We start from the raw sequence: 11,374 nt of genomic DNA, 5'->3' as shown, positions 1-11,374 counted from the left end.
GAACCTTTGCGGATGCATGAGGGCATCGGCAGAGCGGTTCTGGATGGCCGCCGTGATGTACCCAACTGGGCCGTTCTCCGATGACTCCGCGATGTAAGCCATGGCCCCTTCCCGCGCCAGGAACGCGGCAAAATGCGGCGCCAATTCGTCAGCGGCGTGGACCAGATGGAAGGTATCCGGTCTTGCATCGACATGGAGATCATGCACGAAGCGATTCAACTGTGCCAAGATCACGATGTCGTCAGGGGTAGCTCGCCGTATCTGAACCGAAGGTGTCGCCATGGGGGGAAATGATGTCCCATGATCGACCCCGAAGACCAAGGGTTTTCAGTCCCGGCCGAGACTCGCAGTCACTCATTTAGACACGCAGAAGCCTCCGTGATCACACGAGGGGCCTCTGAGCTGGAGCCGCCTTGGGGAATCGAACCCCAGACCCCTACATTACGAGTCAACGGCGAGCGCCAGGTCGGAGCACTCACGCCCTGGTCAGGCGGTAGATGCAATGCGGTGAGATGTGATCGCGTAAGACGGTGTCGCTGTACCGCACTGCTGTACGGCCTTCCCCACAAGCGACGGCGCGGCCTCTCAGTCAGCACTCACTATGCGAAATCTCCATCGCCTGGAGCAGGGCCGCGACGACACGGACCGCCTCTGGCCAGGTGAAGATCTCCTCCGAAGCTCCAGGCGACCACACTTCCCGTGTCGAAGACGAACTCCGCCTCCATGCACTGGTTGAAAGCCTCGGCGTCGAATCGCTCGATCACCTGCACAAGCCGTTCACCGACGTGACGCACGAACGGAACCTCCTCAGAAGCCGGGACGACGTCGACACGGCTGCCGAGCTCCGGCATCGTGTAACTCTCCTGGGGCTCGTCCGGTGCGATCCGCAGCGTCCAATCAGCTGCGACACGCACTATGACGGTCACCGACTCCAGATGGAGCCAGACATCGACCAGCTTTGGATCATCGGATCCATGGGTGAACAGGGCCGCGGTGACCGCGACCAGGCGCTGGCGCTCCACACGGGAAAGATCCACCACCCCACTATTCCCTGAACCGATTCGAGTCGGCTCCCGCAATCCACAGATGATCGACTGCTGCCACCTTGCCCCCGCTGACCTTCACGGTGGAGCCGACGACGGGCAGGACGTGTCCTTCCGGCGTCGCTCCTGCGTAGACGCACTGCGATGGCAGCGTGAACAACAGGACAAGGAGCGCGAAGCCGCAGGGAATCACTGGGAGAATCACGGCTTGGTCTTCGCCTCCACCGTCGGCACCCGGCTGGATGCTGCCAACGTCCGGCGCGGCTTCCGCCAGGCCGTCAGGAACACCGGCTTGGACGCCGGGAAGTGGGCGCCGCGTGAGCTGCGACACAGCTTCGTCTCGCTGCTCTCGGACAACGGGGTTCCCCTGGAGGAGATCTCCCGGTTGGTCGGGCACAGCAGTACGGCCGTGACAGAGCTGGTCTACCGGAAGCAGATCCGGCCGGTCATCCAAGGGGGAGCCGCAATCATGGACCGGATCTTCAAATCATGATCGGAACCACGCCGCAGCGCCTGTACGGCAAGGGCCTCTACACCAGTTGAGATCTCGCCGTAGGACTATCAGGGAAGTTGCGGCTCGGCATGGTCTGTCTGCCGCTTCCCCCGTTCGATGCGTACGGCGCGGACGATCAGGTAAGTCAGCAGCAGTACCCCTACGACGAGGACACTCACGCGGATGGCGGGGGTCTCAAGTTCTCCTGACGCCCCTTTGAGCACGGCGAAGACACCCAGATAGAGCAGGAAGCCTCGCCCGTCGAACCATAGGTGGACACGGGGAATGCCGCCGAGGATCATCAAGCTGAGAAGTACGTAAGCAAGGATCAGGAAGAACGGTGCGGGATCCATTGACGGCCCAACCCAGATGCAGGCCAGTCCACCTATGGAGCCGATCAGCGCCATTACGATCGCGGTCACCTGTTGCGACTTGGACAGCGCGTTGAACCACGACGAAGGCCGATCTGCGGAATTCACGAGATCAATCTCGCATAGGACGACAATCCACCGCCAGGCGTGGCCTGGATACACCTACCGCCGACATGGCCATGTAGACGGTCCCGCCCTGGCCGTAGTCACGCACTTAGACACGCAGAAGGCCCCCACGATCTTCGTGAGGGCCTCTGACCTGGAGCCGCCTTGGGGAATCGAACCCCAGACCCCTTCATTACGAGTGAAGTGCTCTGGCCGACTGAGCTAAGGCGGCGTGCCGCGCATGTTTCGCACGGCCTACGGCAGTCTACAGGCTCCCGGAGGCTTTCTGCGCCCCCGAATCAACCGATCTTGGGGCAGTGAACTCCGTCCTTGGGCACGGCCAGGTTGATCAAGTAGTCGTCGACCAGGCGGTCCACGCATGCCGAGCCGGTCAGGTACGCGGTGTGCCCGTCGCCGTCGAAACCGACCAGCACCCCGGAGGAGAGCTGGTCGGCAAGGGCCTCGGACCACCCGTACGGCGTGGCCGGGTCGCGTTCGGTGCCGACGACCATGATGGGGGCGGCGCCGGGGGCGTCGATCTTCTCCTGGGACGTCGCCTTGGCCGGCCAGTAGGCGCAGGGCAGCGACGACCACATGACAGAGGGGCCGAACAGCGGCGCGTCACCGACGGAGTCGCGGGCGGCCTCGGCGAAGGCGGCGGAGGTGGCGGGGAAGCGACCGTCGACGCAGTTGACGGCCATGTTGGCTTCCGTCTGGTTGGAGTACGTGCCGCCCTCGCGGCGGTCGATCAGCAGGTCGGCCATACGCAGGAGCGTGGTCCCGTCACCCTTCAACGCCTCGTTGAGCGCCTGACGGAGGACCGGCCACGCCTGCCGGTCGTAGAGGGGGGTGATCAGGCCAAGAGTGACCCACGGCTCGCCGATCCGGCGGCCGTCGCCGCTCTTGTTGGCCAGGGGCTCCTGGTCCGTCCTGCCGAGCAGGGCCGCGAGCTCCTCACGGGCCGGCTTCACCGGGCCTTCGAAGGGGCAGTCCGCGGCGGTGAAGCAGTCTTCGAGGAACGCGTCGAGAGCGACCTCGAAGCCGTGGGCCTGGGTGGCGTTCAGCTCCAGCGGGGAGAGTGAGGAGTCCACCGCGCCGTCCAGGACGAGGGCGCGGACACGGCCGGGGAAGAGGTCGGCGTAGACCGCGCCGAGCTGCGTGCCGTACGACTTGCCGAGGTAGGTGAGCCCCTTGTCCCCGAGGGCCGCGCGGAGCAGGTCCATGTCCCGTGCCGCGTCGGCCGTGCCGACGTGCGGCAGCAGCTTGCCCGAGCGGGACTGGCATCCGGCGGCGAACCGCCGCGAGCCCTCCTCCAGCGCGGCGACCTCGGCGGGCGAGTCGGGAGAGCCGTCGAGGGTGAGATAGGCGTCCAGATCGCTCGACGACAGGCAGCGGACGGGCGAGGACTCGCCGACCCCGCGCGGGTCGAACCCCACCACGTCGAAACGGGCCCGCACGGCCTCGCTCAGCACCGAGCGCGCGCTGCGCGCGTATTCGATCCCGGAGCCGCCGGGGCCACCCGGGTTGACGAGGATCGAACCGATCCGGTCTCCCGAGGCGGGGAGCCGGATCACGCTGATCTGGATCCGCTCGCCGCCGGGCATGTCGTGGTCGAGCGGCACGCCCAGCTTGGCGCATTCGAACCCGTCACCGCAGCTCGACCAGTCGAGCGCGCTCTCCGCCCGGTCGACACCGGTGCAGGCCGTCGCGGAGAGGACCAGCGCCGCGAGGGCGGCGACCGTACGGCGGAATCTCACGCTGTGCCTTTCGGGGGGACGGCGGCAGGTCGCATTTCGTGGGAATCCTACGCCCGCCTCCCCGAATTCCTCACCGAGGACGAGTCCGCTGATCCACGGCGGACTGATCGATCGACCCGCCATCCCACCCACCCCGCCGCCCTGGGCGGAGAGATCGCAGAGGGGGAGCCGGAGAGGTCGCCGGGGATGTGGCGGGAGCTTTCCGAGAAGTGCCGGCGGCCCTCCGAACCCACGCGACCTCCCGCCCCCGGGACACCTCCGAACAGACCCCGGGACACCTCCCGGCCGGGGACCCCTAACCCGGGGAACAACTCGGGGAACCTCTGATCCCACATCCGCCTGTCCGCGCAGCCCGCGTGCACCAGGACGACCACCGGCCCGCTGCCGGCCTCGTCACAGCCGAACTCCGTGTCACCGATCCGGATCATCGCCATGCCCGTACTCCCATGTTCGCCTGCCCGTTGCCGCATTCCGTTCCTGACGCGGAGATATTTCACGATCAGCCTCGCGAACCACCAGGACGGTCCGCCACCGGCGGAAAACGGCGTGCGTTCTCAGCGCCCGCCAGCGACAATTCCGGTCATGCAGGTGAACGTTGAAGATCCGGTCCGGCTCGGAGCGAGCGGGCTTCCCGACGGCCGGCTGCTGGGCTGGGCGGAGTGGGGGCCGCAGGACGGCAGCCCGGTGCTGCTGTGCCCAGGGGCGGCCACGAGCCGGTGGCTGGGGTTCGGCACGGACGTCGTCGACGCTCTCGGGGTCCGTCTCGTCTCGGTGGACCGCCCGGGGCTGGGGGCCTCCGACCCCGCGCCCGGCCGGACGCTGGACGGCTGGGCGGATGACATCCGCCACCTCGCCGCGGCGCGCGGCCTGAAGGGCCTGACGGTCGTCGGGTTCTCCCAGGGGGCGCCCTACGCCCTCGCCTGCGCGGCGGCGGGTGTCGCGGTGGGGGTGGCGATCGTCTCCGGCGGGGACGAGCTGGCCGCGCCGGAGTTCGCCGACGCCCTGGAGCCGGAGGTGCGCTTCCTGGTCGACTCCGTGGCGGCCGACCCGGCCCGCGCCGAGGCGTCCTTCGCCGGATTCGGCAGCCCCGATGCGCTGTGGGAAATGATCATCGCCGGGAGCCCCGGCCTCGACCGCGAGGTCTACCTGCAGCCCTCGTTCGAGCGGGCCTTCCGCCGTGCCATGGATGAGGCGTTCTCCCAGGGCCCGGCCGGATACGCCCGGGACACCGTTCTGGCCATGGGGCGCTGGCCGTTCGATCCCGCGGGCATCACCGTGCCGGTCGACCTCTGGTACGGCGGGCAGGACACCAGCACGGTCCACTCCCCCGATCACGGCGCCACCCTGGCCGGCCGCATCCCGTCCGCGCGCCGCCATCTCGTGCCCGACGCCGGCGGCGCGCTGCTGTGGACCCATGCGGAGGAGATCCTGCGTACGCTGCTGCGGCACCCGGCCGGAACGGCATCCGCCCGCTGAGCGACCTGCGGCACCCGACCGGGACCGCGGCCACAGGCTGAGCCCCGCGCTGCGAGACACGACCGGGATCGTGCCCGCAGACTGAGCCGCGTGCGGCACACGACCAGGACTAGGACCAGGATCGGGATCGCGCCCGCCGGCTGCGCCGTCTACTCCTCCCCGGGGGCGTCGGCGGCCGTCGCCGCCTCGCCGTACATCGTGTCGTGCTGCTTGCGCGGGGAGCAGACCGAGGCGGAGGGGCAGGCGCAGCGCCGCCCGCCCTCGTCCAGCCGGACCGTCACCGAGTCCGAGGGGACGTTGCGCCCCACGACGGTCCCCGGGCCCTCGGGGGTGTCGACCTTGAGGCCGACGCGGGGCATCTTGTTGTTCGCGTTGACGTAGAGCGGGTGCTCGTATTTGAGGCAGCACATCAACCGCCCGCACGCCCCCGCGATGCGCAGCGGGTTGACCGGCAGGTCCTGGTCCTTGGCCATGCGCACGGAGACCGGCTCGAAGTCCTTGAGGAAGGTGGCGCAGCACAGGTCGCGGCCGCAGGGGCCGATGCTGCCCTGCAGGCGGGCCTCGTCGCGGGGGCCGATCTGGCGCAGCTCCACCCGGGCGCGCAGGTTGCGGGCCAGGTCGCGGACGAGGGCGCGGAAGTCGACGCGGTGGGGCGCCGAGAAGTAGACGGTGTAGACGTTGTCGGAGTCGAGATAGTCGACTCCGACGACCTTCATGGGCAGCTCGTGCCGCTTGATCAGGCGTTTGGAGACGCTGCGCGCCTCCGCGCGCCGCCGCTTGTTGCCCTCGTCGCGGGCCAGGTGCTCCTCATCCGCGATTCCCGCGCACAGCGGCAGGCCGCCGACCTCCTCGCTCGTCCACTGCGGCGCCCACACGCACTCGGCCACCTCCGGCCCCGCGTCGGTGGGCACGAGCACCTTGTCGCCGACCTTGGGGGTGTGCTCGCCCGGATCGAGGTAGTACAGCCGGCCGTAACGGGTGAAGCTCACGGCCATGATCATGCTCATGTGGCTCCAAAGCTGCTGGGGGTACGGCTAAGCGCCCACCACGCCACCTTACGCGCCGAGACCGTCCTTGTGGGCTACGGCCAGGGCCGGCCCGGGGCGCGGGACGAGCCGGGCATCGGGGGATGGCCGGTGGAGCGGGCAGCTGGGAAATCCGCTCCACCGGCCGCGGGATTTCACCGTCGTCCCCTATGAACGCGCATCCCCGCCGGTCCGCTGCTTCAGCATGTCTGCTTGCGCAACAGGCAACTCTGATCGACCACGTTGGAGACGCCGGGCAGCCCCTTGGCGGCCGCAGTGATCTTTTTCCAGTCGGCCCCCTGCTCCGGAAGGATCCGGAACGACTCGGGCATGTCCTCGACCCTGATCTTGGAGAGCAGCGTTGTGTCGGACTTGTTCTGCTCCTTGAAGCGCTTGTACGCCTCCTCCGCGTTCTGGAAGCCGATCCACTCCACGTCCGGCCGGCTCCACAGCGCCTCGGCGATCTTCGTCCTGTCGACTTTCTGGCCCTTGCACTGCGGGAACGGGTCATTCTTCTTGCACAGGAAGACCGAGATCTCCAACTGGGGCTCTGGCGTCGGCGATGCCTGGACGGCGGTGGTCGTCCGGGGATCCGCCCGCTCCGCCCACACGGACCCGGCTCCGACGGCGACGGCCGTGACGGCGGCGGCGACGAGCAGCATCGGGACCCGCGACCGGCGGCGGGACGGGACGGTCAGCGGGCGGACGTCGACGGCGGTCACGGCGGCGGCCGCCAGGGCCTCGCGCAGGCGGTTCTCGGTGGCGTTCATGATTCCTCCCCAAGCTTGCGGGCGAGGGCGGCCAGCCCGCGCGCGATGGTGGACCGCGCCGTGCCGGCACCGATCCCCATGGTCTCGGCGATCTCCAGGTCGGACAGGTCGAGGTAGTAGCGGAGCGTCAGCGCCTCGCGCTGCCGCCTCGGCAGCGCGCGCAGCGCCACCAGCACCTCGCGGCGCTCCTCGCCGAGCAGTGCGGCGTGCTCGGCGGACCAGACGGGCGGCTCGTACGGCACGGCCCGCCGGAACGCCACCGCCCGGCGCCGCAGCACGGAACGGGAGCCGTTGAGCACGGCCGAGCGGATGTAGGCCAGCGCGCGCTCGGGGTCGCGCAGGCGGCGTCGTCCCGCGTGCGTGCGGGTGAACGCCTCCTGCACCACATCCTCGGCCGTGGCCTGGTCCCCCACCATGAGCAGCGCCAGCCGCACCAGCCCGAGGTGGTGGTCGGCGAACAGCGCCGCGACGTCGACGCGGTCCCTGGCCAGGGGCTCTCCATGGGAGAGCATCTCGATTTCGGGATCTGGGGTGGTCCCCGACAATGACATGGTCACGTAACAGAGACGCCGGGCCGGGCCGCCCGCTGCTCCACCCGGCCCACGAGTTTCATCCACGTCCGGCCGGACACCGCAGCGGTCCGCCTCGCCGTACAGCACGGCGTACGACGAGGCGGACGGTCCGGCCTACGACGAGGCGGACGGCCAGGCGTACGGTCCGGCCTACGGCCAGGCGTACGGCCAGGCGCGTACGGTCCGGCCCGGCGGATGGGGCCCGCTCAGCGCACGAGCTCGGCGAAGGACTTCTCCCACCGTTCCACGATCATGGAGATGTCGTAGCGCCCGGCCGTCTCCAGGGCGTTGGCCGCCATCCGATGACGGCCCTCCTCGTCGTCGATCATCTTGAGCAGCCCCCCGGCCAGGGCGTCCACGTCGTCGGGCGGGACCAGCACCCCGTCATGGCCGGAGGTGATGATCTCGCGAGGCCCTCGGGGACAGTCGAAGCTGACCACCGGCACCCCGCACGCGAACGCCTCGATGATGGTCATGCCGAAGCCCTCGAACCGGGAGCTGACCGCGTGGATGGAGGCCTTGGCCAGCTCGCCCTCGATGTCGCCGGTCGGGCCCATGAACGTGACGTTGTTGTGCAGGCGCAGCTTCACGGCCAGTTTGACCAGCTTGTCGCTGATCCGGCCCTCGCCGTAGATCCGCAGCTTCCAGTCCGGGCGCTCCCGGACCACCTGGGCGAACGCCTTCAGCAGCCGGTCGTACCCCTTGACCGGCACCAGCCGCCCGGCGGCCAGCACGATCCGGTTCTCCTGCCTGGAGCGGGGACGCGGCCCTCCGGCCAGCCCGTTGCCGATGGTGTAGACCCGCGTCCGCGCCCCGTCGAGCATGGTCCGGTAATCCTGCTCGTCGGCCTCGGTGAGGGTGACGATCGCGTCCAGCTTCGGGTACCACTGCCGGATCTCCTCGAAGATGCCGGGCTGGTGGGCCTCGAAGTGCAGGTGCTCCTGGGCGATCGTGACGATCCGCCTGCGGGCGAACCGGGCGGCCATGATGTTCAGCCCGGCGCGGGTGGTGATCAGCACGTCGGTGCGGAGCCGCCGCAGCTCGCGCCTGAGCACGTCGTCGCTCCACGCGCTGAAGGAGGCGTAGGCGCGCTCCTCGGGGTGGATCAGCGCGCTCGGCTGCTCGCCCAGCCGCTCGGCCTTCTTCGTGTACGGCCAGCGGACCCTGGCCCCCTCCCGCAGGTCCACCAGCGACCGCAGCCTGACCTTGGATCCCAGCGGCAGGAAGGGCAGGTCGGTGTGCTGGAAGACGCTGATCACCTCGACGTCGTGCCGCTCGGACATCTCGGTGGCGAGGTCGAAGGTGGCCCGGATCGTCCCCCCCATGCCGTAGGCGTTGAGGATCAGGAAGGAGATCTTCATGAGGTCTCCTCCTCGACGGTGAGCGCGACGGCGAGGCTGTCGGTGTCGGTGTAGTACGGCCGGACCCTCACCTGTCCCACGCGCTGGGCGGGGAAACGTACTTTGGTCTTCTTGTCGGTGATGTCGTCTAGGCGGGCCGCCAGCGGCAGCCGTACCCCGGCGACCTCGGCGTGGAGGTCCCAGAAGGCCCGCCGCCGCGTCTGCGTCCGGGCCATCGGCTCGATCTGGAGAACACCTTCGAACCGGCGCCCCCGGAAGAGCGCCGGACCGCTCACCGGCTCCGGGCCCTTCCTGGCCACGGCCACGAGACTGGCCGAGCCCTCGATCGGCTCGCCGTACGCGATCACGCCGTTGATCTCGATCACGCCGTCGTCGGAGACGAGGGCGGTCACCTCGACGTACGGTTCGACGTCGCGGACGGTCAGGGCGAGAGTGCCGAGGGAGGTCCGGAACGCCCGGATCTCCCGGTCGCGGGGCGTCTCGGCGTAGGCGAGCAGCCCGTCCAGCGAGAATCCCGGATCGTCGGTGGCGAGGGGCTCGTCCCGGTGCGACACCGTCCAGACGCCCGGCCGCAGCCCGGCGAGGTCGGTGCCCCCGCGTTCCTCTCCTGTCTCCACGTGCCGTAGGACGATCTCCCCGTCCACCGGCTCCGGCCACTCGATCCTCAGCACGTCGTGGTTGTCCACCCGGCTGGTGACAGCTCGCCTGACCCCCGGCGCCGTCACCTCTTGACGTGCTTCGATGCTCCTCAAAAGTCCCCCGGTCTTCCTGCTCATCCCCGTAAAGCAGGACACTGTCCGATAGATTTATAACGAATGCATGGAAATTCGCTGGGAATTCTAACGATCCACACTCATCCTTTGAGTGGCATTAGCCGCGATTGGTTCCATTCACGGAGAAAAAGGCGGATGAGGGCCGCTGGGACATGACAGCCCTCATCACCTCGCCAGCAGATTCCCGCGCGTCACCGGCCTCCGGGGAACCGGTGAGCGCCCGGTGACAGCCCGAGCCGATCACCCCGGACTCCGCCTCCGCCGGACGATGAGCTGCCCCACCCGGGGCGTCCCCGTCGACGGACCGGCCGTCTCAGCGGGCTCCGGTCTCCCCGGATGCGATGTTCCAGGCCCGCATGACCAGATGGTCTCGGCCCGCATGACCAGGAGACGCGGAAACCACATCCAGGCTGCCCGGGAACGCCGACCGGACCGCCGGTCAGGTCAGAGCTGGGGCCGGTGCAGCGAGATGGTCATCGCCTCGACGGCCATCTGCGGATTGACGTTGGCGGCCAGCCGCTCGCGGCAGCGCATGATCGCGTCGATCCTGCGCAGCGTGTCCTCCGGAGTGGAGGAACGGGTCAGGCTCTCCAGGTCGGCCCGGCGGTCCTCGTTGGCCAGCTCCACGGGCGCGCCGAACTGCATGGCCAGCACGTCGCGGTAGAACGCCACCAGGTCGAGCAGCGCCGCGTCGATGACGTCACGCTGGGTCCGGGTGGCCCGGGACTTCTGGAGTTTCTCCAGATCCTTGATCGCCCCTGCCCCGCCCCGGATCAGGCCCTTGTTCAGCCCCTTCCCCGAGGAGCCCTCGCCGTAGATCTTGCGGAGCTCGTTGGTCTCCCCCTCGTCCAGCGCCGAGGAGACCGCGTCGGCCTCCTTCTTGGCGGTGTCCACCAGCCGCTCCGCGGCGATGACGCACTCCCCGACCCCGGTGAGCGACCGGGGGATGGAGAGCACCGCCTCGCGGCGTGCGCGCATCTCCGGGTCCAGGGCCAGCCGCCGGGCCCGCTCCAGATGGCCCTGGGTGGCCCGCGCGACGAACTCCGCCATGTCCGGCGGGATGTTGTCGCGGGTCACCAGCGCGTGGGCGACCGCCGCCGTGGGCGGAGTGACCAGGGTGACCACCCGGCAGCGCGACCGGATGGTGATGACCAGGTCCGCGGGCGACGGCGTGCAGAGCAGCCAGACCGTCTTGGGCGGCGGCTCCTCGATCGCCTTCAGCAGCGCGTTGGAGGCGCGCTCCGGCATCCGGTCGGCGCCCTCGAACAGGACGACCCTCCAGCGTCCCAGCGTCGGTGCCCCGGCCGCCCGGAGGATGAGCTGACGGGTCTCCTTGATGCCGTAGGAGAGACCCTCGGTGCGGACGACCTCCAGGTCCGGGTGGGAGCCGATCGCCACCTGATGGCACATGTCGCAGTGGCCGCACCCCTGGTCGGGGCAGAACAGCGCGGCGGCGAACGCCCGTGCCGCCGCCTCCCGGCCGGACCCGGGCGGCCCGGTGAACAGCCAGGCGTGGGTCATCCCCGTGCCGGAGCCTCCGGCCAGCATCTCGGCGGCCCCGTCGGCGGCCCGGCGGAGCGCCACCGCCGCCCGCTCCTGCCCCACAAGGTCATCGAAGACTCCCACGC

12 protein-coding genes and 1 tRNA gene are annotated in these 11,374 nt (G+C 69.4%); 2 read left to right on the top strand and 11 right to left on the bottom strand.

The window, feature by feature from the left end; translation table 11 throughout:
• Both BM085_RS44000 and BM085_RS40300 read right to left on the bottom strand, forming a co-directional pair.
• Positions 1–282: GNAT family N-acetyltransferase (locus BM085_RS44000; RefSeq protein WP_143121304.1), on the bottom strand; the 282-nt coding region annotated here is incomplete at its 3' end.
• A 317-nt stretch (positions 283–599) separates the two neighbouring features.
• Positions 600–1,037, bottom strand: coding sequence for a hypothetical protein (locus BM085_RS40300; protein ID WP_245789980.1), 438 nt, complete (start codon positions 1,035–1,037; stop codon positions 600–602).
• Positions 1,038–1,086: 49 nt separating this feature from the next.
• Between BM085_RS40300 and BM085_RS47100 the strand changes: the two genes are divergently transcribed.
• Positions 1,087–1,536, top strand: a complete 450-nt coding sequence (locus tag BM085_RS47100; protein WP_093892021.1) for a tyrosine-type recombinase/integrase — start codon at positions 1,087–1,089, stop codon at positions 1,534–1,536.
• A gap of 68 nt (positions 1,537–1,604) precedes the next feature.
• Here the strand turns inward: BM085_RS47100 and BM085_RS40290 are convergent, their stop codons facing one another.
• The 3 genes from BM085_RS40290 to BM085_RS40280 all read right to left on the bottom strand — a co-directional run bounded on the left by BM085_RS40290 (position 1,605) and on the right by BM085_RS40280 (position 3,769).
• Positions 1,605–2,015 carry a hypothetical protein gene (locus BM085_RS40290; RefSeq protein WP_093892020.1) on the bottom strand — a complete coding sequence of 137 codons (411 nt, stop codon included), beginning with the start codon at positions 2,013–2,015 and terminating at the stop codon, positions 1,605–1,607.
• Positions 2,016–2,167: 152 nt separating this feature from the next.
• Positions 2,168–2,244: transfer RNA gene (locus BM085_RS40285), tRNA-Thr, on the bottom strand.
• Between the two features lie 67 nt (positions 2,245–2,311).
• On the bottom strand, positions 2,312–3,769 hold the full coding sequence (locus BM085_RS40280) for an alpha/beta hydrolase (RefSeq protein ID WP_093892019.1): 1,458 nt from the start codon (positions 3,767–3,769) through the stop codon (positions 2,312–2,314).
• Between the two features lie 582 nt (positions 3,770–4,351).
• Between BM085_RS40280 and BM085_RS40270 the strand changes: the two genes are divergently transcribed.
• Positions 4,352–5,245 (top strand): alpha/beta fold hydrolase, encoded by an 894-nt coding sequence (locus BM085_RS40270; protein WP_093892017.1) that lies wholly within the window; start codon positions 4,352–4,354, stop codon positions 5,243–5,245.
• A 149-nt stretch (positions 5,246–5,394) separates the two neighbouring features.
• Here the strand turns inward: BM085_RS40270 and BM085_RS40265 are convergent, their stop codons facing one another.
• The 6 genes from BM085_RS40265 to BM085_RS40240 all read right to left on the bottom strand — a co-directional run bounded on the left by BM085_RS40265 (position 5,395) and on the right by BM085_RS40240 (position 11,372).
• Positions 5,395–6,246, bottom strand: a complete 852-nt coding sequence (locus BM085_RS40265) for a PSP1 domain-containing protein (RefSeq protein ID WP_093892027.1) — start codon at positions 6,244–6,246, stop codon at positions 5,395–5,397.
• A 224-nt stretch (positions 6,247–6,470) separates the two neighbouring features.
• The gene (locus BM085_RS40260) at positions 6,471–7,040 is read right to left on the bottom strand and encodes a permease-like cell division protein FtsX (protein ID WP_093892016.1); all 570 of its coding nucleotides are present in this window, start codon (positions 7,038–7,040) and stop codon (positions 6,471–6,473) included.
• Positions 7,037–7,552 (bottom strand): SigE family RNA polymerase sigma factor, encoded by a 516-nt coding sequence (locus BM085_RS40255; RefSeq protein WP_245789978.1) that lies wholly within the window; start codon positions 7,550–7,552, stop codon positions 7,037–7,039. Before BM085_RS40255 ends, BM085_RS40260 begins: the two co-directional genes overlap by 4 nt.
• 266 nt (positions 7,553–7,818) lie before the next feature.
• On the bottom strand, positions 7,819–8,973 hold the full coding sequence (locus BM085_RS40250) for a glycosyltransferase family 4 protein (protein WP_093892015.1): 1,155 nt from the start codon (positions 8,971–8,973) through the stop codon (positions 7,819–7,821).
• The gene (locus BM085_RS40245) at positions 8,970–9,659 is read right to left on the bottom strand and encodes a hypothetical protein (RefSeq protein ID WP_143121303.1); all 690 of its coding nucleotides are present in this window, start codon (positions 9,657–9,659) and stop codon (positions 8,970–8,972) included. Before BM085_RS40245 ends, BM085_RS40250 begins: the two co-directional genes overlap by 4 nt.
• A 531-nt stretch (positions 9,660–10,190) precedes the next feature.
• Positions 10,191–11,372, bottom strand: a complete 1,182-nt coding sequence (locus BM085_RS40240) for a DNA polymerase III subunit delta' (protein ID WP_093892013.1) — start codon at positions 11,370–11,372, stop codon at positions 10,191–10,193.
• Positions 11,373–11,374: the final 2 nt, after the last annotated feature.

Source organism: Streptosporangium canum (assembly GCF_900113865.1).
Classification (GTDB): Bacteria; Actinomycetota; Actinomycetes; order Streptosporangiales; family Streptosporangiaceae; genus Streptosporangium; species Streptosporangium canum.
This window is presented reverse-complemented; position numbering and strand designations above follow the sequence as displayed.